Raw genomic sequence first — 26,893 nt, 5'->3', positions numbered from 1 at the left:
GGGTTCCCTGTTAACCCAGGGCCGCACTTGGCTCGTCCCTCGCCGGCGCTTGCCCTGGGCTATCATATTTCGCCCCTTCGGGGCTGCCCCAGCGTGATACTCCTCACTACTTTCGAGGTGGCCATCCATTACCCGCCCTACAGTCGTCACAACCGGCCAGCGCCCGACGCGCAGTATGAGCTAAGGTTTAGAAACACCGTACACGTCGGGTTTGTGTGCGGCACGGGATTCAGCCCTCACCAGCCGTCCGAGAGAAGTGAAACATGGCCTTTACATTGAGCGGAACGATCGCCTTTGCCAGCGGCAAGACCGGCGACTACGACATCTGGACCTGCGATCTCGAGTCCGGAAGCCTCAACCAGTTGACCTTCGGCAAAGGTTGGAACGATAAGCCCAAGTTCTCGCCCGATGGCCAGTGGGTGGTGTTTGTCAGCGACTTGACCGGCGCCCGCGAGATCTTCAAGATCCCGGCCACCGGTGGCGAAGCCATTCAGCTCACCGACTTGGGCGGACGGTGGGCCGACTCGCCGGCGTTCAGCCCCGATGGTAAGTACATCGCTTACGTTTCCAACGCGGCTGGTAACAACGACCTGTGGCTGATGGACACGGACGGTAACAACCAAACGCAGGTAACGACTCACGAAGGGGCCGATGAATCGGTCGCCTGGACTCCCGATGGTCAGGGGCTCTTATGGTCGAGCGATCGTGGTGAGGACGCCGATATCTGGCACTACGACTTTGCCTCCGAAGCTCGCACACAACTCAACGAAGACCGTGGCGGCGATTACACACCCGTGCCCAGCCCCGATGGCTCGTTGATCGCGTTTGTTTCCAACCGCCAGGAGAAACCCGATCCCGCCAATCCGTACAAGGACCGCGACAAAGACATCTGGATGATGACCAGCCAAGGCGAGCTGGCGGTCAAGCTCACCGAGAACCAGGGCGCGGACTATTCGCCCTGCTGGTCGCCGTGCGGCAACTACCTGCTGTACACGGCCGACGACAACCGCAAGGATTGTCACCTGCGGGTGCTGAATGTGGCGAACGTGGTGAAGGCCTACGCCACGGGCGAACTGCACAACGTCGAACGAGCGGCCGGCCACGTCCGCACCCAAGCGGTTGCGCTGGATCGCGAGCCACTCAAGGCCGAGGTCGACGCCACGCGGCATGCCACTTTCCTGACCGCCTGGTTGCCAGAGAGCTGGATGGCTTCGTGCTACCCGGCCGGCTACTTTGGGCTGGAGCGGAACCCCGCTTGGACGGGCGTCCGCGTTTCGGCCGGCAGCAGTGCGGCGAGCTCGACGCTGGGTTAGAATTGCTCAGCACGAACGTCGTCTGTCAAAGCGGCTTGCGCTTAACGACTATTCACCCGCCCCGCATTCTGTCGTAGATGATCCGCCTCGTCTTTGGTCAGGTGGATCACCGATCCATGCTTGGGCGAGCTGAAGTTGGTGCTCTTCATCACGCCTTCGTTGAAGCGTCCCAGGTTGGTGTAGGTCTGGAAGTCGGAGGTCTCGCTGAAGCCGAAGTTGTGGGGGCGAATGCCGAACACGTCGTACATTAGCACCCACTTGTCCTCGCCGATCCGCTTCCACACCGTGGGGGCTTCGCAAGCTTGAGGTTCGGGGTCGACCCAGTCCGGCTCGAACTCGTAGCCGGAGTTGATCGAGTCGCTGGCAGCGTGCTTCACGCCGGCACCGCCATCGTGCGGAGTGTAGAACATGTGGAACTTGTCGCCCACCTTGGTGATGTCGGCATCGATGTACGAGACGTCCTTCGGATACTCGAACAGCAGCTTCGGCTCGGTCTCCATGGCGGTGAAGTCGTCGTTCATGTAGGTGTAGTACACCTTGTTCTTGCCATTGCCGAACCGCATGGTGTAGTAGAGCATGATCTTGCCCTGCTCGGCGTCGAATATCAGCTCGGGCGCCCAGGCGCAGCCGATGTTTGCGAGGCTCGGAAATGCCTGATCGACCCGCAGGTTAGTGTGCGTCCAGTTCACCAGGTCGGTCGACTTCATCAGCACCAGGGCGTTGTTGTTGCCCCAACCGTAATCACTGCCCGGGCGTTGCCGCTCGGTATCGCGGAGCCCCGCGCGTTGAGCGAAGATGTGCAGGTCGGTCATCGCCATGTAGAAGACACCATCGGGCCCGCGCATGATGTACGGGTCGCGAATGCCCTGCTGCAGCGCGATCTCGCGGCCATCGATCAGCGGTTTATCGTTATTGAGCGCCGTGAAGCTGTACCCATCGTCGCTCAGCGCCATGTGCAGGCTATGATCGGAGTCGCTGAAGTAGACCATCAAGTACGCCGCCATGTCTTCTTCGGTCGGTACAGGCTCTTGCGCCTGTGCGGATCCGCATGTCCAGGCCAGACACGTGCCTAGGATTGCCACCGCCCACAGAGTATGAGACTCACGCATGTTGTCGCTCCTATCCTACGGGTTCTTACCGCTTCATTATATTGGAAAGGTGAGCGGGGCGTAACAAGCTGCGCGTGGCGTAGAAACGTAGGCCGTAACAAGCTCCGCGCCGTTACGGCGAAAATGAGTTTACGCGCCACGTACTTCATCTTGTGGCTCACGTACCTCTCTGACTCTTGCTCACCCAGCGCCGGTTGGTAGACTGCTTTTCCAGGCTAGCAATCCGACTCGATCATAAGAAACAACGAATGGACAGTGTCAGCGACATCGACTTTTCGAGCCTTTCGCAGCAAGTGACCCAAGCCGCGGCGGCGATTCTTGCCTACTGCGAACAGCAATCGCCCGACGCCAAGGTGGTGGGCCTGGCCTTCTGTCCCGACGAGGACGTGCGTTCGGTGTATTGGGTTGCCAATACCTCCGAGGCGGTCGAAGAGGATCCCTACTCGGAATTTGAGTTCGTTGATTGGCCGCTCAGCGAGGATGAACTCGGTCCGATGGGCAGCTTTGACGGCGACTTGGGATTGACCGAGATCTGGGATTCCGTCGATTCGTCCGGCCTGGACTTCGAAGCTTCCTTTGAGGTTTACCAGCAGGTGAAGGCAAAGTGCTTGGAGGCCATTGCCGAAGGACTTCAGAGGTTCCGGGCTGCGTCGTTGCAGGACCAAGAGGACTTTGCCCTGCTGGTAGCCATTCCCGACGACGACCCGAGCGACACCGTCCATTTAGTCAAGCAGCTGAACTCCGAGGCTGTCTATCAGCGATATACGGAAGCGACCGGTTTGTAAGGACTCCTTGTCCCCCAAGCTACACCATTTAGCCTCTTCGGGGCTGACCTTACTCGACGCCCTTACCCTCAATCGTAAACGGCCAGCTCTCTTCGCAGTCGGCTAGGTCCCTTAGCGTGACTCCAACGGTAGCCCTGCCGCCTGCCAATCGGCTTTGCCGGCCGCATACTCGTACACTTCGCCGTACCCCTCGTCCTCGAGTGCCTGGCTAGCCTTGGCCGCCAGGTCGCAGTCGCGGTCCTTGCCGTACACGACCACGGGCGTCTTCTTCCAGGGGACTGCTTGGTGCAGGTCTTCGGAGAAGTGTTCCGACCAGGGCACGTTGATCGCCGCGGGCAGATGACTGTCGGAGTATTCTCGCTGTTCGAGCACGTCGACCACGGCTACGTCGTCGTGTACCAATAGCAGATTCACTTCGTCGCGTGAGATAGTCTTCATCTTGTCCTCCTCTGAGTGTTTTCCGTTCTCCAGTCGTCGAATTGTCTTTGGCTGAAACTGCTGAATTCCAGTGTGCTGGTGATAGATAGCGCCTCGAACGCTCGAGAGCCATTCGATGAGCGGTGCAGGTTTGTTCTAACGCGCGCCTGGCTAGGCTACAAATGCCGCAACTGTGATGCCAACTGCAATCGCGTGATTGAACGGATTTGCATTCGTGTGCGAAGACAGGCAAGGTAGTTACTGCGGAGAAGAGACGCCGCCAGGGGTGTGTTACACTGGCAGTTTATCTCCAACACCAGAAGCAAGACGATCGTTCACTCCCCGCTCTATGCCTATTCCATCCGTATTTGAGGAATTACCCCCAGTCTTGCAGGCGTTAATCGCCGGACTGTTCACGTGGGGACTCACCGCACTGGGGGCATCGCTCGTGTTTTTTCTACGGGAGGTACCTCGCAAGTTGTTCGACGCGCTGCTGGGCTTCTCGGGTGGTGTGATGCTGGCCGCCAGCTATTGGTCCTTGCTTGCCCCCGCCATCGAGATTTCCGCCCACGGATCGCTGCCGAAATGGATTCCCCCCGCGGTAGGATTCGCACTAGGTGGTTTTTTTCTTTGGATGCTCGATTGCGTACTGCCTCACTTGCATATTGGGTTGCCGATCGAGCAGGCTGAGGGCCCGCCAACCACCTGGCACCGAGCCATTCTTTTGGTCTCCGCCATCACGCTGCACAACATCCCCGAAGGCCTGGCCGTGGGAGTCAGCTTTGGCGGGGCGGTCGCTGGTCTGACATCGACTGGACTCGCATCGGCCGTCCTGTTGGCGGTTGGCATTGGCATCCAAAACTTCCCCGAGGGCATGGCCGTCGCAATGCCGCTACGGGGCGAGGGAGTGAGTCGTTGGAAGTGCTTTTGGTACGGGCAGCTCTCTGCCGTAGTGGAACCCGTGGCCGCGGTAGTGGGAGCAGCGGCCGTCGTTTTTGCCGCGCCGATGTTGCCCTACGCCTTGAGTTTTGCGGCCGGGGCGATGGTCTATGTGGTCGTCGAGGAACTTATCCCCGAGTCCCAAAGCGCCGGCAACGTGAACCTGTCGACACTGAGTCTGATGGGAGGTTTCTTGGTGATGATGAGCCTGGACGTAGCGTTGGGGTGAAGTCCCGCCCCAGTCGCGCAGTCGCCACTATCCTGGGTCGCTGCCCTCGTAAACCGCCAATTCCCTCCGCAGGCGGACTTCATCGGCGTCGCGAATCACCTTTACGCGCTCGATCGCGGTTACGTATTCGTCGCTTAGTCCATGTTGCTTCGCGCCGGTGATAACGTGGTGTCGGTACCAGCAGAGCGGTTGCAGGGAGGAATCGATGGCGGTGGCAATGTACGTGAAGGCCTGCGTGCGATTGCCGTATTCATCGAAGACTTCAACTTGCTGCCTAGTGTAGCCGCGACCTGCGCCCTCCGCCTGGTCGAGCAGATCGACTTTCATGGGGTCGAGCACGTACACGACTCCTTCCACACGGTCGGCGTCGTTTCCCGTGAAATACGCGTCGCACTTCGCGGTGCCATCCATGCCCACCTTATGGAACCGGAGCGTGTGGCCCCGCAGTTCGCAGACTCCATGCACCGCTGCGCTCGGAACCCGAGCTTTCAGCCGCGGCACGGACATGTTGGAACCATAGGCGAAGTACTTCACGGCATCGCCGCTCCTGCGGATGGAAGCTCAGTCCTCGTACTCCACGGTTGCCAGGCCCACATCGATGTACTGCCCACCTTCGCTCTGATGGCAGTGCACGGCGATGACGTTGCCGGTGGGTTTGAGCGTGGCGAGGGCCTCGTCGCTGATTGGGTAGTTCTCGTAGCTGCTGGTGTACCCCTCGAACTTACCGGCCAGCACGCCGTTCAGGTAGACCTCGGCTTCCTCATCGTGGTGGATGTGCAGCTTGAGTTTCTGGGGAATCTGCTTCAGATCGAAGGTGCGGCGAAGCCAGATGTCCGAAGTGTTCCAAGTGGTGGCCACCAGGGCGCCAGGAGTCGAACGCGTTCCGAAACCGGACCGACCTTCACGCCAGGCCGAGGAGTCGAACTCGGGCTGCATCCACTCGTCAGCGGGTTTCTTGGAGGTCCACTGCCACTTCATCGGCGTACTGTCGGCCGTCGGCACGACGAGCGTCACCTTCGGCGGACGGGGCAGGTCGGCGTAGCCGTTGGCCTGTGTCTGGTCACGCGAGGCCCACTTGTCCCACAGGTCGCCGTTGTGCAGTAACTGCATGAAGACACCGCCCACCACGGGACGCGCGGTAAAGCCCACTTTCTTGCCCGTCTTGGTCTGGTACCAGTCGGTCATCGGCGAACGATTTGGTGTGTCGTTCAGGAAGCGGTGCACGGGGGCGACCAGGGTGGTGAAGTCGTCCTCGTTCTGCGTAAGCGTGGCGGTCCACAAGATCCAGTCGAGCTTGGTGTAGTCCTTGCGGTTGTCGAGCGGCAGGCCGTACTTGTTCTGCACCTCACGGTAGTAGTCCATCTCCTTGCGCAACACCGAATCGGGGAACAAGTTCAGCCCCAACACGCGATCCCACACCAGGTTGTACTTCTGACTCCAGGTGCCCGGCTTGTCGAAGGCCAGCCGATAGTGATCGCCGTCTTTGGCCGCATTCATCCACTGCTGTGCATATTGCTGAGCGATAGTGCGGTACTCTTCGGCAGTCTTGGTGTCGCCACGCAATTCGCAGAGCTGTGCGAACGCGCCCAGACCACAGATGGCTTTGGCCGACAGGTTGACGTTGTGGGCCATGTGCCCGGCAAAGTCGTCGGTGCAGAGTTGGTTTTCGGGATCGAAGCCGGTCTCGCGAAGATACTCGGCCCATTCGACCAGCCGCGGCCAGTAACGATCGGCGAAGTCGGCATTGCCGTCCAGCCTGGCGATGGCCGCCATCAGGATCAGCATGTTGCCCGACTCTTCCACGGGCATCTGGTTCTTTTCGCTCCGCTCGCCACCCCCGTACACCTGGCCGTTAGCCTTGGGGTAGGTGCCCAGGTCGTGTGGCGCAAACGGGAAGGTCCAGCGGCTGCTTTCGGCGTACTCCATGAACGGTACGATGAACGACTTGGCGAGCGAAGGACCGAACAGCAAGAACTGCGGCGACATGGGATAGAATACGTCGGACGTCGCGATGCAGCCGTTGGAGTGATTCTCTTTGCTGAACTGCAGCGGTTGACCATTAGCGTCGGCGACGAACTTGCCGGCCGCCAGGCACTGGCGATACGCCAGGGCCGCAATGTCGGCGTACTGCTCGCCACCGGCCGCCTGGAGATCGGCCATCAGCTCTGCATCAAACGACTCGCAGCGAGCTTGCAGTTTTTCGTAGTCCCGCAGTGCCTCACTGACCAGGCCGTCGCCATCGAGTCCGTTGCGACGCCAGTAGGGGCGAAGCGGGTGATGCATGAATTCGATGGAGTACAGGTCGTCGTATGCCAGCAATAGCCACTGATTGACCGGTTGCGCGCCTACTTCCACCGGTTGGAAGACCAGCGCCAAGGCGACTTCGCCACCTGCCACTTTGTCAGCGGGATCGACCTTCGCGGCTACGGCCGACGATTGCAGCAGCTGAGCGACGTCCTCCAGTGTGGTAGAGGTCACCGACTCGACCAGCGACTCGCGGGCGGCCAGGTAGAAGTAGCCCCAGTCGATTCGCAGGTCGTCGCCTTTTTTGCCCAGCACGTTCTGCTGGACCGATCCCACCCGCAGGCCGCTGGTGTTGTCGATGTCCAGCGGCTGGACTCTTACCTTCTGGCTGGGGTTGTTCACAGCGACTTCGCCAGCGGCGGCGAATGCCAGCTGCACCTCGTGCTCTTTGCCGTCGGTGGCGGTGAGTTCGTAGCTCAGGTAGGTGATCGGCCGGCTTAAGAGGTCGATGTCCTCGGGCACCGCGGGCGTGGTAAACGTGAGTTTCGCCTTTACGCCTGCTGCTTCCAGCACAAATACGCTGCGAGTCGGCAGTACCTGGTGCGAGGTTTGCTTGAAGGCCGGCAGGTCCTGCGGCGTGGCGCCCAGCAGACGGAACGTCTGGCCGTCGACGCGGATCAGGCTGGTCAGCCGATGCGGCTTGCCGGTCCAGTGTGTCGTATCGGTGTCGACCAGCGTCTTGCCAGTCGACCAGATACTGAAGTAGGGATCGCACGCCACGAGCGGGAACGCGGGAGGTGTCCAGGCGTCCTCGGCGGCAGCAACCTGCGCCAGACCGGCGGAGGTATTCAAGGCTAGCACAGCCAGACAGAGCCCAGCGGTTGCAAGAATCGAAGGGTAAGCGGAAGAACGGTAGATTTTCACAGTGTAACCCTGAAGCGTGATAGGTCCGACGCACGGCGCCGGCAATTGGAGTAATGAAAGTGGACACCCCGCAGCGCGTCGCACCTATTTCGATTTTAGTTCAAACCGCACGTCGCGGGCACCTTTGGATGGCACCGAGAGCGTGAGTTTCTCGCCGTTGGTGTAGGCGTCGTCGAGCAGTTCCTGGCGGACCACCACGGTCTGGCCGCGTCGGTTCTGGTCTTCGAGTTTGGTGAGAATCGAAACCCGATGATCGCCCACCACGGCGCCGTCGATCACTCGTTTGTCTGGCGTGATCGACACCAGGGTGAAGTGACCCGAGTCGTCCGTCACTCCGCGAGAGGTCGGCATCGCGCCGTCCACTGTCACGTCGTCGCAGGAGAGTACCACCTGGGCCTTGGCGATGGGTTGGCCATCGACGGTAACGACACCTTCGACGGGGGCGTAGCTCAGTTGATTGCCGCTGCAACCTGGCAGCACCAGAGTGCTACCGAGGCACAACGTGAGCAGAAAACTTCGTAGCATGAGAGCCTCGCTCCTCAATGAATCGATGTTGGGAAACTCGGTCGGCCTACCGTTCGGGTGGCCCCGTGGCGGCTTCCACGGCGGCGCCGACTTCTCCCCCTCGCATGGTGGCCAGTGCTTGCCAGACCAGGCGGTCGGTATCGACCCCCAACGTGTCGACGTGGCCATCGGCGTAGACGCACTGCAGGATGCCGCCGGCATGCAGCGACGACACCCCCTCTTCGCATAGCCAGTGCGGGCTCATGCCCAAGCTGCTGCAGGCCGTGAAATCGGTGAGTCCGAACATCGCCGCGTGTTGATCCTGCTTGATGAACGCGGCAGACAGCGCCGCGTAGGCCGCCGGAGCAGCCCACCCTGCGTAGTAGATCTTCCTGTGAGGGGCGCTCGACTTGTAGGACCGCAGGACGTGCCATTCGGTGATCGCCACGGTGGCCGAAGTGCCATCGGTAACGCTACGCAACCTCACAGGGCGCACGCCGGCTGGCTCGTAGACCACCGTTAGCACACCACGTTTCTCCTTGCCGGCTGGCTTCTCCGCCAATCTCGTGGGCGAGTTGCTGCCAATATTGATCACGTCGTATACGCGGCCCCAGGAGATGGTGCCAGCCGCGGCACCGCTAACGCCCTTGTACGAAGCCCGTGCGTGGGGCTGTCCGTTGTAGTCCTCGGGCCCTGGATCGCTGGGGCAGATGAACATTGGCAATTCCTGTTGCAGAATGGCCTGATTTGCCGCGTCGCTCATCGAGCGGGTGTCGTCCAGGGCATCGAAGATCTGCCCTTGCTCCATGTACGGGCCAATGGCCATCGCCCAGGTTTGCTTCAGATCGACGAACGAACTGTTCGGCGCGACGCGCGGTCTGCCAGAGGTCGGGTCCTGGTACACCTCGACGCCGGGAGGAAGCGACTTCTGGCTGGACTCGTAATTCAACATGCCCAGGGCGCACTGTTTCAGGTTGTTCGAGCACTGTGCACGACGCGCCGCCTCGCGGGCAGCCTGCACCGCGGGCAGCAACAGCGCCACCAGGATGCCAATGATCGCGATCACCACCAGCAGTTCGACCAGGGTGAATCCAGACACACCTTTCGTTTTCTCATTGCGTGTTGGGCAGATACGCATGGTTCTAAGGTCCCTTCGTTGGAACCACTTCGAGGAAAGCTCCGTTGCTAAACCATCGAAGTGGTTGATTATTTTCCACGGCGGCAAATAAGCCCCGCCGTAAGTGCCAGGCCCAGGATTGCCAGGCTCGCAGGTTCGGGCACCGAGGCATTGCCCTCGACGGCCGCCACGCTGCCGGCCATCGCTCCGAAGTTGGCTTTCCATTCGCTGTAGTCGGCGGCGTCGACAACGCCGTCGCCAGTTGCGTCGCCTTGCGAAAGTGTGGCGCCCGTGGCGCCGAGGTGATTCCGCCACACGGTGTAGTCGGCAATGTCGACAATGCCATCGCCGTTGAAGTCGGGCAGCGAGGGTGTCGTGCTGACGTACTCCACGAAACCGGCGTAGGCGGTGCCGTCGGTGTCGTAGAACGTGAACTCCAGGTCGCGGGTGTCCAGGGTCGTGTTGTAGATGACGCCCAAAGAAGCCGCGGCGGCCCCGCTCGACACGGTGGACGATCCACCGATGTACGATTCGCTTAGCAGCGACGAAGTCTGAATGCCGTTCAGCTCCCAACCAGCGCCGAAGACGGTGCCGTCTGGATAGCCGGCAGCGGCCTGCAAGCCGGTGTAACTCCCTTCGACCAGTCCCAGACCAGCGCTGCTGATTTCGTAGAAGTCCAAGACATTCTCACTGTCGCCGCCGGCAAGCGAGACAACGCCGGTCGCGGTGTTGACGAACAAGCGAAGCGGATTGATGTTGGCCTCCGTGGTCGACTCGATCGAAAAGTTGTCGAGCCGCACTGCCGTACCATCGCGACCGTCGAGGCCGACGTAGTTCGCCGCGTCGTCGCTCCAGCGAAATACTCCGCTGCCCTGCGACACGCCGTCGAAGAATACCTCGTAGGCGACGTGCTGTCCCGCGTCAAAGCTCGGTGCGGCAAACGTGGCGGTAATAGTGCCTGTGTTGGCACCGACGTCCAGGCCTTGCACGTTGCCGGTGTTGCTACCCCAGGCCAGCGTGTTGTTACCCCGCAGGGTGAGCCAGAAGTCGGAAATGACGTCGTCCTGAACAGCATCGCCGTTGTTCGTGAATCCGTTCAATCCACTGGTCATCACGGGGGAATCTGCCGGTAAGCTACGAGCGTCTCCCGCGCTGGCCGCTTCGGCCTCGGTCATGCCGATCGCGAAACCACCACCCTGCTGATTGCTCGTGCCGGTCATGCCAGCGACATCCAGCGACACGCTGAATCCACCATCGCTGAGGATGTCCGGATTGGTGAAATTATGGTTCACAATCGCGTTGGAAGTACCCAAACCAACGGCTAATTGCAGCTCTTGAGACAATATCTGTGTTCCGCCTCCATTGTCGCCGTTGCCGTCGACCACACCGGTGTCATTCCAGTCCGGATCGAGATGTGGCTGGGTGTAGACCCCGTCGGCCGGTAGTGTCGCCCCAACCGTACCGGTGATGCCAGTGGTAACCTCATCGATGTTGCGGTTGTCGGGACGATCGAACGTGTCGGAAAAGAGCACCACGGCTTGGGCCTGACCAGCGAACGCGGCGATCGCGACCAGTGCCAAAGCGGCCTTCGGGACCCTCTGGAGGACGCGCCGGAAGGCGAGACCGACCACGGCGAGCCCCAGAAGCACCATAGCTCCCGGTTCGGGCACACTGGTACCCGCTAGCAGGACGGCGAAGGAGCCGACGCCCTGATCGGCCTCGTACAGGTTCTTGAACTGCCGGTAGTCGAGTTGATTGACCAGGCCGTCGTTGTTGAGGTCGCCGTGCAGATAGCGCTCGAGCGGGGGCAACTCCGAAACATCCGAAATCAAGTTGTCCCTCACAGTCGGCCAGTCGAGGGCATCGACCGTGCCGTTGTCGTTATAGTCGGCAAACGCAAGTTCAGTACCCGTATATTCAATCAAGAAGGGGATGTCGTCGCCGTTGGCGTTGCGAAGTTCAAACTCCAGGTCTTCAAACGGACTGCGAATCCAGGCTTCGCCGAGGTCGATGCTGTCGGTAGCGGTTCCCGCGGCACCCAACGTGTACTCGCCAAGCGTGCCTTCGGAGATGTCCGACGCGATGCCCGACGGATGCGACGTATCGGTCAACGTGATCCATTCGTCATTTGTATCTAGCCCCTGTTGTTCGATAGTCTCCCACTGGTTGAGGTCGAATGCACCGCGTTCGGTTGTGATCGAATAGACCACCATCGACAGCGGTTGATTGGTGTCGTTGGAGAGCGTGATGTTGCCTGTGTCGCGGTTGATGGTAAGCGTCGGGACGGGAGGGGGTGAGGCGGACTCGATCAGAAACGAATCGAAGGCTACGTAGCCGTTGTCACGTCCGTCGAGACCGATGTAGTTTTCGTTGGTGCCACTCCAGGCGAAGCTGCCAACGCCTTGCGACACGTCGTTGTAGTAGATTTCGAAGTTCACATCCGACCCGCTGTTGAAATCGGCGATGCCGAACACGACTTCCACGTTGCCATTGTCCGCGCCGACATTAATGATGCCCGAACCTCCGTTGCCACCCCATTGCAGATTGTTGTTGGCCTTCAGGGCAATCCAAAAGTCGCTGATCGGATTGGCTTGCGAATTAAACGCACCGAGGAAGGTCGATACGCCGTTAGCACCATTTGCATCGCCGGCCATGTCGGCTTCCGCCTGCGACATGCCGATGGCGAATCCACCGCCCTGCCCACCATTGCCGCTGGCTCCCTCGGTCTCAGCCACCACCATCGAAACGGACAGACCCCCATCGGTGAGAATGGCCGAGTCGATGAAGTTGTGATTGACATAGGCGTTCGAAGTACCCGCGCCAACGGCCAACTGGAGAGTTTGATTAATAATCTGAGCACCGCCACCATTGGTGGCATCGCCATCCTGCGGCCCCGGGTCGTTTGCCGGATCGATAAAGGGCTGGGTATAGACCCCGTCGGCCGGTAACGTCGACCCAACCGTACCGGTGATGCCAGTGGTGACCGCATCGATGTTGCGGTTGTCGGGCCGGTCGAACGTGTCGGAGAACAACACGATGGCCTGTGCGGAGTTCGCACCGATCCCCAGCAGGGCCGCGATCGCCACAGTGAATTTTGAAAGTGAGTTACTTGTGCGTTTCATTTCCGTTAATCCTCTGCGGCGCCGTGGCCATTCTGGAAGATCAGTAAGTCAGTAGTGAAAGATCAAATTCGCGTCTACGACTTCCGCCGGCAACACACGATGCCAGCGCCGACCGCCAGCAGCGTCAGCACCGCCGTGGAAGGTTCGGGCACGCTGACCGTGAAGTTGTCGAAGCTAACGTAGCTACCGTGGCGGGCATCGATGCCGATGTAGTTTTCGTCGGTCCCCGTCCAGACGAACGAGCCGATATCAATCGGCTGGTCGTTGAAGAACAGGCGGTATTGCACCGACGTACCGTCGTTGAAGTCGGGTGCATAGAACACGGCCTTGATGGTGCCGGTGTTGGCTCCCACGTCGATGCTGTTGAGATGCCCCGGACCAAACACGCCCTCGCTGGCTGGGAAATTGTGTCCTTTGGTGCCGACTTGCAGGAATCCATCGCCTCGCAGCACGGCCCAAAAGTCGCTCACGGCCACATCGGATACTTGATTGCCGCCGTCCTGCAGACCGTCTTGCATCTTGAAGTCGCCATCGCCCGCACCAGTATTGCCGTTCTGGGCGTCGCCCGTGCTCAGGGCTTCTGCTTCGCTCATGCCAATGGCAAAGCCACCGCCGTGTCCGCTGCCTGCGCCGCCATCGTAGCCCGTCAGGTCGAGCGAGACGCTGAATACCTTGGAGCCCAGGTTCACAAAGTTGTGGTTAACAAAAGCATTGGAAGTTCCAGGTCCCACAGCCAGGCGAAGTTCATTCTCATGAATCTTTGCCGACCCTCCATCGCCGGCACCGCCACTTGCGCCGCCGCCGGGGTAGGCCGGGTCGACAAACCCATTGCCGTAGACGCCTCCAGCAAATGCGTTGCCGGTGTTGTTGGTGATGCCAGTCATGGAGCCATTCAGATCAAACTCCGTTTCTCGATCGAACGTGTCCATAAACACAACGGCCGCTTCGGCAGTGACATTCATCCCGGTGGCACAGGCCACGGCCAGTAGTGCAAACAGCTTGGTCCAGTTGTCAAACATTAGCTTCATCTCCCAGTTGCAAGAATAGAGAAGGCCCGTGTGGGCAGATCGATGATGAGTATTAGCCTCTGGAGTATCGTGTTGCTAAAGCCAGGCCCACAGCGCTGATAGCCAGCAGCAGCGCTGCGTCGGGTTCTGGTACAGCTACCGGGAGGTTGATTGGTTGGGAAAAAGCGGCCACGCCGGCGCTGATGCCAGTGGCTCGCAGTTGGAACCAATCGTCGACGTCGGTGTCGCCGTCGAGATCGAGGTCGCCCAATCCGAGGGTCACGTAGTCGCCAAGGGCAGGGCCCCCGCCTACCGTGGTGCCCGGATTTGGCGAGAGCCAGCCCGCGATGAAGGTATCGATGTCACCGGCATCCAAGGTGCCATCGAAATTGATATCGCCTTTCACCCACTCGATGTCGTTGTGTTGATCGCCGTCGGTGTCGGAGAAACTGTAACCGGCCTGCTCCGGCAGAAAGACGTCGGTGAAATAGCCGTTGTCGGTCGTGTAATCGAAGGTGCCGAATCCTCCACCCAGGACGAACATTTCGACATCGGACACCAAGCCGATAAAGCGGGGCGTGTACACGGACGGTGGGTCCACGAGGTTGTCACGTTCCACATTGGCACCAATCGCCAGGGAGAGATCGGACGAAGGGTAGTCGCCCGTTTGAGTAGCAACAGCCCGACCATTCACCCAGCCAAAGGCACCTCCGCCATCGCCATTGGGGCGTACCTGGGCGAGGTGAACCCACTGGTCGGATACAGCTTGCGTGTTGCCAATCTGCACGCTGGTGCGGATCTCGAAGCCAAAGTTGCCACCAGAGTTGATCAATACCTGGTGAACGTCGCCATCGTCCAAGATGGATTGCTCGGTACCATTATCAGCCGCAGTCGGCTTGGCCCACAACTGATAGCCGCGATCCGTAATGCCTGTGTAGTCGTTGTTCGGCCTGGCGGCCTCGGCGGGAATGTTCAGATTCGGCCCGTGCAGATACTGCGTCGTTCCGTCGAATGAGATGGCGTAGTCGTCGAGCGTGGCGTTGGCGTGGGGGCGATCGGCCGAGATGTTGACGTACAGCGGCGACCCAACGGCGGTGAGATCGGCCAGTTGCGAGGGAGATTGGCCAAGCTGTCCCGAGCTGTCGTAGGTGAAGGTGACCGCGCCGTTGTTGCTTGCCGACTCGGCAGAGTCGTCGCCCATGCGATACCATCGGTCGAGGGTGTAGGCCGCATCAGCATCCAGGCAGGGGAGCATCAAGCCAAGAAGCGCAAACGGGTACAGCACTCGGGATGCATCTTGCCACGTGATCGCCTTCATCGTGCCACTCCTTGATGTGTCATTAAGCTAAAGTGTTATGGACGCTGTTCAGTCGAGGTCGAGGACCGAGAAAATAAGTGAAAACCAGCCAGGAGCCCGGCCGCCACGACCAGCGAAGAAGGTTCAGGGACGCCCTGAGATGCACCGAACTCGGCGATCAGCTGCCCCTGACCGCCAAGTTCGAATGCCTGCCGCATGAGGATGAAGTCGTCGACGTCAGTGTCGCCGTCGAGATCGACATCCCCATGGGCGAACGTCTCCATGCTTCCAACGGGGGCTGCATCGAGCCATCCACTGACGAACGCCTCAAGGTCCAGCGTGGTGAGCTGGCCATCGCGGTCGAAGTCGGCCGCCGACCAGGGCAGGGTACCGGTAACTTTGTTCTGGTAGGCCCAACGCTCGTAGCCGGCCAGCATGAATGCGAATTTGTCGGCAAACTCCGGATTGTCCGAAAGGTCATTCGCTTCGGTTGGATCGTCGGCCAGGTTGTAAAGTTCCCATTCGTTGATACCGGCGCCGCCGGTGGTGCTGCCGAAGTTGCTCGATACGAGCTTCCAGTCGCCGGAGCGAAACGCGCGGTTGCCCTCGTGTTCCCAACCAAGTTCGCGGTCGTCGACTGCCGTGCCTGTAGTGAGGTAGTCGGCCAGGCTTTCCGTCAGCAGAGCCTGGGTCTGGTAGGTCTCTCCCGACAGATCGGTCCACTCATCGGGATACTCGGTACCAGCCAGGGCGAGTAGGGTGGGCATCAGATCGCGAACGTCGCCAACTTGGTTGCTGATCTGGCCGGCCAGCGACGGATTGAGGCCGTTGTTCCACTGAATGATGGTGGGCGACTTCACGCCCCCTTCGTGGGTGTAGTGCTTGTAATTGCGAAACGGCGTGGCACTGGCGTTCGCCCAACCCGAGCCCAGGAAGATGTGCTCGTCCACGGCGTTGGTCGTCGTTCCCATGCTGTCGAGAGCGGCACCGGTGCGAGGAGTTTCGCCGGCATTGAATCCATACTCGTGCCACTCGGCGTCGGCTCCGTTGTCGGACATGAACACGACGATGGTGTTGTCGAGTTCGCCATTAGCTTCCAGATTGTCCAGAATGCGGCCGATGTTGTAGTCCACCCGCTCGACCATGGCCGCGTAGATGGCCATGCGGCGCGTGAGGTCGTCCTGGCGGTCGCTGCTGAGGCTGTCCCAGGCGCGGATCTGATGCAGGGCCTCGCCGTGTCCGGTGTTGGCCACATCGCCCCGCTGGGGAAGATCGACACTCGGATCGATCAGGCCCAGCGACTTCATATTCGCCAAGCGATCTTCGCGAATCTGGTCCCAGCCGACCTCGTACCGGCTGACCAGCGGATCGACCCACTCGTCCCGGGCTTGCAGAGGAAAGTGAGGGGAACCATAGGCCACGTAGGTAAAGAACGGAGCGTCGGTTCCTTCGCTGGCGTTTTTGTCGCGATTGTGCTGCAGGAAGTCGAGCGTGTAGTCGGTAATGGCGTCCGTTTGATAGAAGGTGCCGGGCTCGCCAGGGCTCGTGCCGCTGGTGGTATAGCTGCGTTCGGCCACCTCGTCGGACAACAATCGATAGGAACCCTGGAAGTTGTCCTGACTGTGATTCTCCGTGTATCCCCAATAGTCATCGAAGCCACGCACGCGAGGATCGCGAACATGACCATCGGGAACCGAGCCGAAGTTCTGGGTGTTGCCTAGGTGCCACTTACCACTCATGTAGGTGTGATAGCCGCTTTGTTGCAGTACCTCGCTGATGAACACGTGGTTCTTGGGCAATTGAGTGCCGTCGCCGGCCAGATTGGGCAACCCCACGGCGTGCGATTGTTGTCCGGTCAGTAGGCTGGCTCGAGTGTTGGAACATCGAGGTGCCACGTAGAAATTACTCATCCGCACACCGTTGGTCGCCATGCTCTCCAGGGCGGGGGTGTTCATCTCGCCACCAAAGGGCGAGACATCGGAGTACCCCAGGTCGTCGGCCAGCACGACCAGGATGTTCGGGCGGTCAGCCGCAAGAATCTGCGCCGCGGACGCAGGGAGGATCACACTGCATGCAAGCGCGACGATGCATCGCTGGATGCGACACCGGACATTCATAGTTGCTATGTTTTCTGTGTACGAGTTCCGCCGACAGGTGGAGAAGTCGAGCACCACTCGTTGGTGCGATGGGAAGAGGCCGCCTATTGCCTTTCAGATCGACTTAGCGTCGCGCAACCGCCTGGCGGGTTTCTCGCCGGCGGGCGTCTCGGCTATCTTCCTATTGGCGAGCAGTCGGCCGAGTCTGATTGGAGAAGTATGAAATTATCTTGAAATCTTCGCTGCCCGCATTCCGGCTTCGGTCATGTGCACCCGACGGGCTTATTTCCGTCGACTTTCCCAGAAAGCGAATCAGATCAGGTGTTCACAAACCAACTGTTTAATAGGGACATTGCAGTCTTATCCCGAGAAAATTCATGGCGAAATAACCGCACATCTGAGATGATGGCGGCAGGCGAAAGTTGTCGGTGATGGAAAGCTTTGAAAGCGACTCTCCGCAGGAGCAACGTTTTGTCCGGCTCTTCGCGCAAACGCAGAGGGCGCTACACGCTTATATCGTGGCCTTGGTCTACGATCCGAACGTGGCGGCCGACTTGCTGCAGGAAACCAACATTGTGCTGTGGAGAAGGTTCGCCGACTACGAAGAGGGAATGTCGTTCCTGGCCTGGGCGCGCGGAATCGCACGCCGCACCGTACTGAACTATCGCCGCAGCAGTGCCCGACAAATCGCCACGCTCGATCCCCAGTTGCTTGAAGAGCTAGCGACCCGACTTTCGAACATCGCAGAGGAACCGATCAGCCGATTGGAAGTGCTAAACGAGTGCCTCCGCAAACTCAAAGACACGGACCGTCAATTGATCATGGCTCGCTACGAACCCGGCAACTCCGTCAACTCGATGGCGGACAAGCTGAGCAGGCCGGTGAACAGTGTATCGCAATCCTTGTCACGGATTCGACGAGTGTTAGCCGACTGCATGGAACGCAACGTACAAGCTGCGCAGCGGTGCGCCGATTAGTGCCCCCACCAACCTCGCCCCTGAATCTTCCACCTAATTCATAACGTTTTCAGGTTACGCACCCTTTCATCTGGGTAAATTCCATCTATGGATGCCAAAAAAGACCACCTGATCAGCAAGTTGATCGAGCAGCAGCTTGAGCCTGCGGAGCTGGAAGAGGTACAGGAGCTCTTGCGATCGGACGAGCGCGCGGTGGAGCAGTACTTGAAACTGCTGCAGGTTCACACCGAACTGTCCGAGGCGGTGGCGCCGGTCCGGGCCTTTAGCGCCGAGGAACTGCTGGCCATCCAAGCGATCGACGAGAAACTCGATCGGTATGTAAGTTCGGGCACCGATGAGGACGAAAACGCAGAGCTGGCCCCGGCCCCAATAGCCCACCCGACCCCCCATCACCTCGGCCACCGCTCGGCTTGGCTGGCGTGGAGCATCGCCGCGGCGTCGCTGGCGGCTACGGTGGCGCTGCTTGTTTGGCCGCGGGATGAAGCGGTTGTTCCCACCAATTCCCTGGCGAAGCCCACCCCCGCCGTGGCGACCACGGATACCGTGGCCACGGTGATTCGCAAGGTCGATTGCGACTGGGAAGAGGACCGTTGGGGCGTGAACACTTCGGCCGCAATCAAGGCCGGGCAGCAGATCAACCTCTCGCGGGGCTTGCTGGTGTTGAGGTTCAACTCGGGGCCCGAGGTGACACTCAGCGGTCGCACCACGTTTATTGCCAGGTCCGAGACCAGCGCCCAGCTGATTCAAGGCACCCTCAGTGCTCGAGTACCGGAACAGGGCCGCGGTTTCACCGTGGAGACCCACGCCGGCGACTTCATCGATCTGGGGACCGAGTTTGGCATGATCATCACCGAAGAAGGAAGCGTGGAAACGCACGTCTTCGAGGGCCAGGTGCGGGCGGAGCCAACGCCCACCGCGACGTCCAGTAGCGAGCACGTGCTGCTCGAGAAAGGCAAGGCCTGGAGCCGTACGGACTCGGGCGGTACCAATGCCGAGGGAGTATCGCAGCCTCAGCGGTTCATGCGGCCGCTCGCCACAGGATCGGTAGCCGCCGGCACGAACATCCCGGTGACCGATCGTCTGGTGCTGTGGTTTGACGCCGCCCAGGCCACCCAACGGGACGACGCCGGCCGCGTATACGCGTGGGGCAACCTCGCGGATAACGACCATACAAGAGCGGTCGACGCCTGGCAGGTTGAATCATCCATGCGGCCCACTTGGCATGCTAAAGCCATGAACGGTCATCCGGCGCTGCATTTCGATGGTGAATCGGGGTTGGTCACTGAGCCGCTCAGCATGGGACCATCGCATACTTCGGCCGTAGTGTTCCGCTTGGAGCCAAGAAAAGCCATCAAGCGGATCCGCGCCCGCAACGAATATCGCCACTTGGGCGTCCAGCTGTTAAACCTGAATGGCCCACCTCACACGGTGCTGCAGGTCAATGAGAATCTCACGCTCGAATCGCGGGTGCACCTGGGTTGGCTCAAGGATCACGTCGATCCGGTCGACGTGGGGGTCATCCGAACACTCGTTCCGCTAGATCGCGGACTGCACGTCGCCGCGTACACGTACGACGGCGGAAACTCGAAGGCGTCGTTGTGGCTCGATGGACAACTGGTAGCCGAATCGAACGACGCCCCGCGGCTTCAACCTACCTCGGCACCTCGTTTCCTGGGGGCCCACTTCGAACGAAAAGGGTTTGGATTCACAGGTTTTATTTCCGAGTTTGTGGTACTGGATAAACCACTTTCCAGCGCAGAGATGCGCAGTCTCAATGAATGGCTAGACGCCAAGTATAGCTCTAAGCTGCAGGTGTCCGACTCGCCGTTGGTGCCTCTGGCGGCTGAATAGGTGAAAACGGTAAATGCGAAGTTTTTTCAGGTCGGATGCTCTTGTTGTTCTTGTCGGACTCTTACTAACCAACCCTGTGCTGGCTGCAGCGCCGGCGGCGACCAACGATCGACCCAACTTCGTGGTCATCATGGTCGACGACATGGGATTCTCCGACCCCGGCTGCTACGGCGGCGAGATCAACACTCCCAACATCGATCGGCTGGCCTCCGATGGGCTACGGTTCACGCAGTTTTATAACTGTTCGCGATGTTGCCAGACACGTGCCAGTTTGCTTACCGGCGCTTACCCCGAACGGGTTGGCATGCGTGACTTCGGTCGCTCGATGGATACCGATGTGCCGACGCTGGCTGAGAACCTCCGCCGGGGCGGCTACGCAACCAGCATGAGCGGCAAGTGGCACCTTACCGAATTGCCCGCGAAGCCTACCGGCGCTCAGCGCATTCTGTGGATGAACCACGAACTGCAACTCAAACGCCCCTTCGGCAACAAGGCGACCTATCCCACGCGACGCGGGTTCGAGAACTTCTACGGAATCATCTGGGGTGTTGTCGACCACTTCGATCCCTTCAGCCTGACCGATGGCGAGACGCCCGTGGCGGATGTGCCCGACGACTACTACGCGACGGACGCCATCACATCGCACGCGGCGCAATACATCGAAGACGCGGTGGACACCGACAAGCCATTCTTCCTCTACGTGGCCTACACGGCTCCGCATTGGCCCATTCAAGCGCCGGCAGCCGATATCTCGAAGTACCACGGCAAGTACAGCGACGGTTGGCAGTCGCTTCGCCAGCAACGTTTCGCTCGGCAGCAAGAGCTCGGCCTGTTCGACACCTCGGTACCGCTGGGCGAATTGTCCGGCCGGTCACCGGAATGGGACAACATGTCACCGGAGGATCGGGAGTTCGAAGCCGCAAAGATGGAAGTCCACGCCGCGATGGTCGACCGCGTCGACCAGGGTATCGGCAAGCTCATCGCGGAACTGAAACGGTCTGGCGTGTACGAGAACACCTGTATTCTGTTTCTGTCCGACAACGGAGCCTCGCCAGAGATTCCCGGAGGCCCCGGCTACGACCGCTACAGTGGCACTCGCGACGGACGCACCGCCTGGCGGGATGCCAAACTACGCCGGCCCGAGAATCGAGCTAAACTCGGCACCGAGGAAAGCTATACCGGCATCGGTCACACCTGGGCGAGTGCCGTGAACACGCCGCTTCGTTACTGGAAAATGGAATCGTACGATGGCGGATGCCGCACACCGATGATTGTCCACTGGCCCCAAGGAATCGCCAACCGACGAGGCGAATTTGTCGCCGACGTGGGCCACGTGATCGACATCGCCCCCACGCTGTACGAGCTATCGGGTGTCCAGCCGGTTGCCGAAACACTGTGCGACGGCACGAGCCTGGCCCCCGTGTTGGCTGGCGAACCAACGCTCGAGCCCAGGCACCTGTTCTTCCAGCATGGAAACGGGGCGGGCGTGCGATACGGCAAGTGGAAGGCCTCGAAACGATCGGGCGAGAACTGGGAGCTGTTCGACCTGTCTCAGGATCCTGGCGAGACCACCAATCTGGCTTCCAGCCACCCGGAACAGCTCGACGAACTACTGAGTGCCTGGAACACCTGGCAGGCAGATCTCGCCGGCACGACGCTCGACACGGCCGCTACCAGCGCTGCTGCCAAAGCGGCCAAGCAGTAGCGAACATCAGCGCACCCAGAGCCAATGCAACGGCATTTGGCTCGGGTAGAGATTGATAGCTACCGTCCCCAATCGCCGCGGCGTCCGAGTACGAGGCGGCGAAATTGGCCTTCCAGGCCGTGTAATCGCCCGCGTCGATCACGCCGCTCGCATCGCCATCGGCCCCCGTTCCGACGGTCACTGTCGCTCCGAGCGTGTTGCGCCACACCGTGTAGTCGGCGAGGTCGACCACTCCGTCGCTGTTGGAGTCGCCTGCGATCGTCAGCCGTTCGTCTACTCCCGTGGTGTAGACCACGAGGCCCGAATGCTGGACACCATCGAACGTCTGATAGTTGAAGGACAGGTCCAAGGCCCCCGAGGGCGACCATGCCGCGCCCAAGTCGAACCGCTCATCGACCGCCAGCGAACCACTGCCGGTGGGATTCAGCTCGCTCAGATGGCTGGCGGCGGGATTGGCTTCGTGCCAACCATCCAGCTGCTGGTCGGCCATGCTGCTCCACGACGTTTTCAGGGCGGCCGCCGGCGAATTGATGGTGTAGCTGATGATCTCCAGCGAATCGTCCGACTGGTTGTGCAACACGGTCCGTCCCGATTGCACGTCCACGAGCAATACCAGGCCATTTTCGCCCCCCAAGCCATCCAGCACCGCTGGCGTGACGAGTCGGGCGTAGCCGGTGGCATCCGGATGGGTACCATCAGACACTCGCTGCGAGAATTCAGCAGGTTGATTCGCTTGCAGCTTCTTCCACACCGGAAAGTTGTCGATCAGCAGCAGGTTTTGCTCCGCCGCCACGTCGCGGTACATCTGATAGTAGTCGGGCAGCGCGGGACGCTTGGTACCCGACTGGTTGCCGTTGGGGGCGTCCCAAGACGGGTTCATCGTCTGCAGCACGATTTGTGAGGCCGCGTTCTGTTGCTTGATCCTGGCGATCATCTCTTGCAGATTCGACCGCGCCATTTCGACAGTGATGTCCTCGTCGATGTTTCCCGCAGGATACTCGGTGAAGGCATCGTTCATCGCAAATTCAATGAACACCGCGTCGGGCTGCTTGCTTAGTACGCGACGGTCGAGTTCCGCCAGCCCACTGGCCGATGCCTTACCGCTCAAGGCGGCATTCACCCAGGTGATTTGACCTGGGTACCTGGCGTTGAGCTCGCTGGATAGCTGATGGACCCACGCGCCGCCGGCGGTGAGGCTGGTGCCGTAAACAACAATAGTCTGTGGTTGACCATCATCGAGCTGCTGGATGAGCCAGGACGTTGCGGTTGGCTTCCCAGTGCGCGGCGTCTGCCCCAGGGCACGTCCTCCCGTCTGCATGGCCAGTAACGCCAGAACGCACGCGACCCGGCCGATACAACGCAGTGTCTCCGATTGTCGACTAGACCGCTGCACGCACGCCACCTTGGTGCTGACGAACGATGGACAATCCGGTCAGCGCTGCCAGTGCAAGTATCACCGCAGTGGGCTCGGGTACGGCCTGGTTGCTGACGTTACCAATCGCCGAAGCGGCGAGCGACGTGCCGAAGTTGGTTTTCCAGGCCTGATAGTCGCCGGCGTCTATCATGCCGCTCCCGTCGCCGTCGGCTCCGGCGCCGGCGGCCACGGTCGCACCGAGCGTGTTACGCCACACGGTGTAGTCGGCGATATCGACCTCGCCGTCGCCGTTGTAGTCGCCCACCAGCGTAGTCGGCACTTCGGCCAGCTCGCCGAAGTCGACCGTGCCAGTCAAGTAGGAGCCATCGGGCGTCTGGTAGTTGAATGAGAGGCTATCACCAAATCCGGCGGAAGTGTCCCACACCGTACCCAGGCTAATCTCGTCGCCCACACCAGCCAATAGCGGGTCGGCGGTGTTCAGCTCCGACAGATTTGTCGCGGTGGGATTGGCCACAAACCAGTCGCTCAGTCCCGAACCACTGAAGCCCGGCAGTAGCGAACCGGCATCCGAGCCAATGGTGTAGCTGATCAGTTCGAGGGACTGGGCTGACTGATTCTGGATGGTTCCCGCCCCCGTATCGGGGTCGATCACCAACACCAGGTCGTTGATCCGTCCCACCGGCACCACGGCGGCGGACACGTAGTTGCCCGATGGCAGCTGGTAGTTAAACGATACGTTATTCACCTCCACTCGATTCACCCCCAGCGGGGCCGAAGTGTCGGCCGCTAACGGGGTACCAAAGTCGTGTTCGTCGCCCGAAGATAACGTCAGCTCACCTTCGGGGTTGAGCTCCGAAAGATTCTGGGCGGTCGGATTCGCTTCGAACCAGCCGGCCTTGGCGCCATCGTCTGTGAACGAATGCCAGTTGGCGTCGGAGCTCACCAGTGGTGTTACGCCGGAACTGAGCGTGTAGTTGATCAACGACACGTCGGTGGAATGTCCTGCTGGGTTCATTAATCGCGTGGCACCCGTGAAACGATCGACCTCGAGCACCAACCGCTGCTCGACCGAAAGCGTCACAGCATTGTTCGCTGTCGACACGGCAAACGCCTGGCCAGGGTTACTGAGCAACGAGGGATCGGAAAGGATCTGATCGAACTCGCCACTGACTGGAGCGCCCGATATGATGGTCCACGAATCGCCGGTATTGGCCGTGAATCCGCTGGAGGGCGTGGCTTCGACGCGGAGTGTGCCATTGACGTCGATGGTCTCGGAGACCTGCACGGGATTGCCGAACGACCCCGCGCTGCCAAGCTGGGTGACGAGTGTTGAGGAGGCCGTTTGCGAATACTGCTGAAGGCTCACACTGCCCAGGTCGTCGCGAAGCACCAGGGTTCCGCTGCCGGCGCCACCATTGGCCAACCGACCATCCCCCTGGCCACCGGACGCCTCCTGAACCACAATCGATCCACCATTCCGGATAACGAGCGTGCCCGCCGAACCGCCATCTTCGCCCAGTCTAATCGCCGCAGGCGAGACTGGCGTGGCGTCGGCTCCATCGATCATGGCAATGCCGCCATTGGAAATAGACGCGTACTCGCCCACACCACCGAAGGTGCGATCGGGCTGGAAATTCTCGCCACCGACTGACTGCCAGTTGCTTCCCTCGCCCGCCCCGCTGGCTCCCTCGGTCCAGGAGGCTTCGGCTCCCTCGGGCCCAATCCAGTCGGTGCGAGTTTGACTCCAAGCGACATGAGGAATGGCGAGCAGGGCGAGTGCCGCCAGCTTCGCCGTAAACCGCGCTGCCGTAATCATGAGAGGCTCCACTATGAAATCCTGTGATGTCTGTTTGCGATGGCTGTCTTAACGAGGGTGCTTATCGCCGTTGGCGACGCTTCCGCACGACGAACATCGCGGCGACTCCTCCGATGGCGAGCATGGCCGAAGTGGCTGGCTCGGGAACCGGCGACCACTGGATGGCCGACAGGCTACCACCTGCTGCCAGGTAGTCGGTGCGCCACAGATAGAAGTCGAGATGGTTGACGATACCGTCGAGGTTGGCGTCGCCCTGAGAAAACGTGGTGCCCGTCAGATAGTTGTCACGCAGGATGAAGAAGTCGTCGATGGTAGTGCCGTCCATCATGTTGAAGTCGGTACCTTCCATCGGCACGTCGCCATTCGTGAGCAGCGTCGGCGGCAAGGGTGTACCCTCGGTGCCGGTGTCGGAAACAAAGACGGCCGTTTTGAACACGTCCTGTGTCTGGGATACCGTCAAGATGAACGTCGCAATGTCATTAGTATCGGCCTGCAAGAACGAGGTGAGACTGCCGCCAGTGAAGGTCACCAGGTCGCCCGCATCGGACTGCTCGGAGAAGGTGAACGTATCGAGCAGCGGCACCAGATCGTCGTTCACGCCGTTGCCTGTCAGGTCGGTCTCCGGCCGCACGGTTGTCACACTGCCATCGCCGGTAAGATACGGGAAGCTGGCGAACGTGACGGATGCTTCATCGAAATTCTCGTCGGCTCCCAGATCGGGCACACCGTACAAGTACAGGATGTCGCCGGCATCGAACGTATTGACAGCCTGGCCAGTACTCTCGCCGCGTGGCAATTCCAACTGCACGCCGCCGGCCGTAATCGACTCGGACAGGCCCGAGAGGTCGAACTTCAGCAGGCCGATGCGATCGTTGCCACTCGCTTCTCCATCGCCACCTTGGTTTTTGATGCGGAGGAAACCATCGTTTTCGGTGTTGTTGTTCCGTCGCACCACGACATCGCCACCGGTGCCGGCAATGTTGGTAAGCGTCTCTGCGCCCGCTAATTGGGCCATGACCACTGCTGCAATGAGAGTTGTTAGATACGCCTTGTTGATCACGGCCAGGTTCTCCTTCGCAAAAACAAGAGGGTGAGCAGTTCGTGTTGTATAGTTCTGTTGGTCGATCAAATCATGCACGACCTCGTGGCGTCGGACACGCGGTCCGGCGCCACGATGGTTCGTGCTATAAGGGTTCGCATCAGTGTGTAACGCCGGGCTACCTCGTGCGTTGCTTCGGAACAGCGGCCACGCCGATCCCTGCCATGCCCAGCAGCGCCAGGCTCGAGGGTTCAGGGATGGGAGCGTTGCCGTTGGTCAGCAAAGTAGGAGGCATGCCAGCCGTCCCTGTATCGGCGACGAACACCGGTGTGTCAGTGACAGGCGTGAGCGTCGCAGTGACCAGGAAGGTTGCGATGTCGTTCGTGTCATCTTGCAGAAAGCCCGCGAGACTGGCCCCCGAGAACACCAACAAATCGCCCGCATCCGGTTCGTCGGCGAAGGTGTAAGTGGCCAGCAGCACAGCGAGTTCATCGTTCACGCTATTGCCTGTCACATCCGACACCGGACGAGGGTCCGTCATGCTGAGTGCTCCCGTCAGGTACGGAGAACTGGCAAAAGTGGTTGTTGTTTCATCGAAGTCCTCGTCGGCGGCCAAGTCAAGAACCCCGTACAGGAACAGCGTGTCTCCGGTGTGAAAGCTGTTGGTCGCCTGCCCAGTACTCTCGCCGCGGGGAAGCTCCAGTTGAACTCCGGCACTTGTCACCGCTTCAGTGAGCCCGCTCAAATCAAATTTGAGGAACACAACTCGGTCGTTCTGACTGTCCTCTGCATCGCCCGATTGATTTTTGAGGAGCAACAAATCGTCTCTGTTTTCCGAAGCAGAGCCCCGCCTGACGTTCAGGTCGCCTCCGTTACCGAACAAAGTGGTGATCGTTTCGGCGGGCGCCACCGAGGCAAGCACTCCCGTGGCAACTAGTGATAACAAGCAGTTCTTCAACATGGTGATACTCCTGAGCAAGACAAGTGATGACGACCGATTCATTAGCTCCGAACGTGATCGTGAAAA

20 protein-coding genes are annotated in these 26,893 nt (G+C 60.2%); 6 read left to right on the top strand and 14 right to left on the bottom strand.

Annotated elements, in window-relative coordinates:
* Positions 1-263: 263 nt before the first annotated feature.
* The gene (locus tag NG895_RS24845; protein ID WP_252855252.1) at positions 264-1,313 is read left to right on the top strand and encodes a TolB family protein; all 1,050 of its coding nucleotides are present in this window, start codon (positions 264-266) and stop codon (positions 1,311-1,313) included.
* A 41-nt stretch (positions 1,314-1,354) separates the two neighbouring features.
* Here NG895_RS24845 and NG895_RS24840 read toward each other — a convergent pair whose 3' ends face one another.
* Complete coding sequence (locus NG895_RS24840) at positions 1,355-2,422, bottom strand: glycoside hydrolase family protein (protein ID WP_252855251.1); 1,068 nt, start codon at positions 2,420-2,422, stop codon at positions 1,355-1,357.
* Positions 2,423-2,670: 248 nt separating this feature from the next.
* Between NG895_RS24840 and NG895_RS24835 the strand changes: the two genes are divergently transcribed.
* Positions 2,671-3,207, top strand: a complete 537-nt coding sequence (locus tag NG895_RS24835) for a DUF4303 domain-containing protein (protein WP_252855250.1) — start codon at positions 2,671-2,673, stop codon at positions 3,205-3,207.
* Positions 3,208-3,318: 111 nt separating this feature from the next.
* Here the strand turns inward: NG895_RS24835 and NG895_RS24830 are convergent, their stop codons facing one another.
* Positions 3,319-3,645: a rhodanese-like domain-containing protein gene (locus tag NG895_RS24830; protein WP_252855249.1), complete on the bottom strand. Its 327-nt coding sequence runs from the start codon at positions 3,643-3,645 to the stop codon at positions 3,319-3,321.
* Between the two features lie 328 nt (positions 3,646-3,973).
* Here NG895_RS24830 and NG895_RS24825 point away from each other — a divergent pair, with 328 nt between their 5' ends.
* Positions 3,974-4,792 carry a ZIP family metal transporter gene (locus tag NG895_RS24825; protein WP_252855248.1) on the top strand — a complete coding sequence of 273 codons (819 nt, stop codon included), beginning with the start codon at positions 3,974-3,976 and terminating at the stop codon, positions 4,790-4,792.
* Positions 4,793-4,819: 27 nt separating this feature from the next.
* Here the strand turns inward: NG895_RS24825 and NG895_RS24820 are convergent, their stop codons facing one another.
* The 8 genes from NG895_RS24820 to NG895_RS24785 all read right to left on the bottom strand — a co-directional run bounded on the left by NG895_RS24820 (position 4,820) and on the right by NG895_RS24785 (position 17,124).
* Positions 4,820-5,326 carry a gamma-glutamylcyclotransferase family protein gene (locus NG895_RS24820; RefSeq protein ID WP_252855247.1) on the bottom strand — a complete coding sequence of 169 codons (507 nt, stop codon included), beginning with the start codon at positions 5,324-5,326 and terminating at the stop codon, positions 4,820-4,822.
* Positions 5,327-5,353: 27 nt separating this feature from the next.
* Positions 5,354-7,888, bottom strand: a complete 2,535-nt coding sequence (locus NG895_RS24815) for a glutaminase family protein (protein WP_252855246.1) — start codon at positions 7,886-7,888, stop codon at positions 5,354-5,356.
* 156 nt (positions 7,889-8,044) lie between these two features.
* Entirely contained in the window at positions 8,045-8,485 is a 441-nt protein-coding gene (locus NG895_RS24810) for a transthyretin-like family protein (RefSeq protein WP_252855245.1), read from the bottom strand.
* Between the two features lie 46 nt (positions 8,486-8,531).
* Positions 8,532-9,602: a DUF1559 family PulG-like putative transporter gene (locus tag NG895_RS24805; protein WP_252855244.1), complete on the bottom strand. Its 1,071-nt coding sequence runs from the start codon at positions 9,600-9,602 to the stop codon at positions 8,532-8,534.
* Positions 9,603-9,670: 68 nt separating this feature from the next.
* Positions 9,671-12,703 (bottom strand): dockerin type I domain-containing protein, encoded by a 3,033-nt coding sequence (locus NG895_RS24800; protein ID WP_252855243.1) that lies wholly within the window; start codon positions 12,701-12,703, stop codon positions 9,671-9,673.
* 74 nt (positions 12,704-12,777) lie between these two features.
* On the bottom strand, positions 12,778-13,731 hold the full coding sequence (locus NG895_RS24795) for a PEP-CTERM sorting domain-containing protein (protein WP_252855242.1): 954 nt from the start codon (positions 13,729-13,731) through the stop codon (positions 12,778-12,780).
* A gap of 52 nt (positions 13,732-13,783) precedes the next feature.
* A complete protein-coding gene (locus NG895_RS24790) occupies positions 13,784-15,028 on the bottom strand; it encodes a LamG domain-containing protein (protein ID WP_252855241.1) in 1,245 nt (414 codons plus the stop codon).
* A 35-nt stretch (positions 15,029-15,063) separates the two neighbouring features.
* The gene (locus NG895_RS24785; protein WP_252855240.1) at positions 15,064-17,124 is read right to left on the bottom strand and encodes an arylsulfatase; all 2,061 of its coding nucleotides are present in this window, start codon (positions 17,122-17,124) and stop codon (positions 15,064-15,066) included.
* A gap of 410 nt (positions 17,125-17,534) precedes the next feature.
* Between NG895_RS24785 and NG895_RS24780 the strand changes: the two genes are divergently transcribed.
* The 3 genes from NG895_RS24780 to NG895_RS24770 all read left to right on the top strand — a co-directional run bounded on the left by NG895_RS24780 (position 17,535) and on the right by NG895_RS24770 (position 21,636).
* Positions 17,535-18,080: a sigma-70 family RNA polymerase sigma factor gene (locus tag NG895_RS24780; protein ID WP_252855239.1), complete on the top strand. Its 546-nt coding sequence runs from the start codon at positions 17,535-17,537 to the stop codon at positions 18,078-18,080.
* 87 nt (positions 18,081-18,167) lie between these two features.
* Entirely contained in the window at positions 18,168-19,931 is a 1,764-nt protein-coding gene (locus tag NG895_RS24775) for a FecR domain-containing protein (RefSeq protein WP_252855238.1), read from the top strand.
* Between the two features lie 13 nt (positions 19,932-19,944).
* Positions 19,945-21,636: an arylsulfatase gene (locus tag NG895_RS24770; RefSeq protein WP_252855237.1), complete on the top strand. Its 1,692-nt coding sequence runs from the start codon at positions 19,945-19,947 to the stop codon at positions 21,634-21,636.
* Here NG895_RS24770 and NG895_RS24765 read toward each other — a convergent pair.
* The 4 genes from NG895_RS24765 to NG895_RS24750 all read right to left on the bottom strand — a co-directional run bounded on the left by NG895_RS24765 (position 21,602) and on the right by NG895_RS24750 (position 26,827).
* The gene (locus NG895_RS24765) at positions 21,602-22,954 is read right to left on the bottom strand and encodes a GDSL-type esterase/lipase family protein (RefSeq protein WP_252855236.1); all 1,353 of its coding nucleotides are present in this window, start codon (positions 22,952-22,954) and stop codon (positions 21,602-21,604) included. The two genes, NG895_RS24770 and NG895_RS24765, sit on opposite strands and share 35 nt — an antisense overlap.
* 61 nt (positions 22,955-23,015) lie before the next feature.
* Positions 23,016-24,827, bottom strand: a complete 1,812-nt coding sequence (locus NG895_RS24760; protein WP_252855235.1) for a hypothetical protein — start codon at positions 24,825-24,827, stop codon at positions 23,016-23,018.
* 61 nt (positions 24,828-24,888) lie between these two features.
* Positions 24,889-25,842, bottom strand: a complete 954-nt coding sequence (locus tag NG895_RS24755; RefSeq protein ID WP_252855234.1) for a PEP-CTERM sorting domain-containing protein — start codon at positions 25,840-25,842, stop codon at positions 24,889-24,891.
* 202 nt (positions 25,843-26,044) lie between these two features.
* Complete coding sequence (locus NG895_RS24750; protein WP_252855233.1) at positions 26,045-26,827, bottom strand: PEP-CTERM sorting domain-containing protein; 783 nt, start codon at positions 26,825-26,827, stop codon at positions 26,045-26,047.
* Between the last annotated feature and the right edge of the window lie 66 nt (positions 26,828-26,893).

This window comes from Aeoliella straminimaris, assembly GCF_024054565.1.
Taxonomy (GTDB): Bacteria; Planctomycetota; Planctomycetia; order Pirellulales; family Lacipirellulaceae; genus Aeoliella; species Aeoliella straminimaris.
This window is presented reverse-complemented; position numbering and strand designations above follow the sequence as displayed.

Excerpts from the sequence above, each read along its gene's own strand:
- NG895_RS24790 (WP_252855241.1), bottom strand. The coding sequence starts at position 15,028 with ATGAAGGCGATCACGTGGCAAGATGCATCCCGAGTGCTGTACCCGTTT.
- NG895_RS24845 (WP_252855252.1), top strand. The coding sequence starts at position 264 with ATGGCCTTTACATTGAGCGGAACGATCGCCTTTGCCAGCGGCAAGACC.
- NG895_RS24840 (WP_252855251.1), bottom strand. The coding sequence starts at position 2,422 with ATGCGTGAGTCTCATACTCTGTGGGCGGTGGCAATCCTAGGCACGTGT.
- NG895_RS24835 (WP_252855250.1), top strand. The coding sequence starts at position 2,671 with ATGGACAGTGTCAGCGACATCGACTTTTCGAGCCTTTCGCAGCAAGTG.
- NG895_RS24780 (WP_252855239.1), top strand. The coding sequence starts at position 17,535 with ATGGAAAGCTTTGAAAGCGACTCTCCGCAGGAGCAACGTTTTGTCCGG.
- NG895_RS24825 (WP_252855248.1), top strand. The coding sequence starts at position 3,974 with ATGCCTATTCCATCCGTATTTGAGGAATTACCCCCAGTCTTGCAGGCG.
- NG895_RS24770 (WP_252855237.1), top strand. The coding sequence starts at position 19,945 with ATGCGAAGTTTTTTCAGGTCGGATGCTCTTGTTGTTCTTGTCGGACTC.
- NG895_RS24830 (WP_252855249.1), bottom strand. The coding sequence starts at position 3,645 with ATGAAGACTATCTCACGCGACGAAGTGAATCTGCTATTGGTACACGAC.
- NG895_RS24755 (WP_252855234.1), bottom strand. The coding sequence starts at position 25,842 with ATGGCCCAATTAGCGGGCGCAGAGACGCTTACCAACATTGCCGGCACC.
- NG895_RS24805 (WP_252855244.1), bottom strand. The coding sequence starts at position 9,602 with ATGCGTATCTGCCCAACACGCAATGAGAAAACGAAAGGTGTGTCTGGA.
- NG895_RS24800 (WP_252855243.1), bottom strand. The coding sequence starts at position 12,703 with ATGAAACGCACAAGTAACTCACTTTCAAAATTCACTGTGGCGATCGCG.
- NG895_RS24775 (WP_252855238.1), top strand. The coding sequence starts at position 18,168 with ATGGATGCCAAAAAAGACCACCTGATCAGCAAGTTGATCGAGCAGCAG.
- NG895_RS24765 (WP_252855236.1), bottom strand. The coding sequence starts at position 22,954 with ATGCAGACGGGAGGACGTGCCCTGGGGCAGACGCCGCGCACTGGGAAG.
- NG895_RS24785 (WP_252855240.1), bottom strand. The coding sequence starts at position 17,124 with ATGAATGTCCGGTGTCGCATCCAGCGATGCATCGTCGCGCTTGCATGC.
- NG895_RS24810 (WP_252855245.1), bottom strand. The coding sequence starts at position 8,485 with ATGCTACGAAGTTTTCTGCTCACGTTGTGCCTCGGTAGCACTCTGGTG.
- NG895_RS24795 (WP_252855242.1), bottom strand. The coding sequence starts at position 13,731 with ATGAAGCTAATGTTTGACAACTGGACCAAGCTGTTTGCACTACTGGCC.
- NG895_RS24750 (WP_252855233.1), bottom strand. The coding sequence starts at position 26,827 with ATGTTGAAGAACTGCTTGTTATCACTAGTTGCCACGGGAGTGCTTGCC.
- NG895_RS24760 (WP_252855235.1), bottom strand. The coding sequence starts at position 24,827 with ATGATTACGGCAGCGCGGTTTACGGCGAAGCTGGCGGCACTCGCCCTG.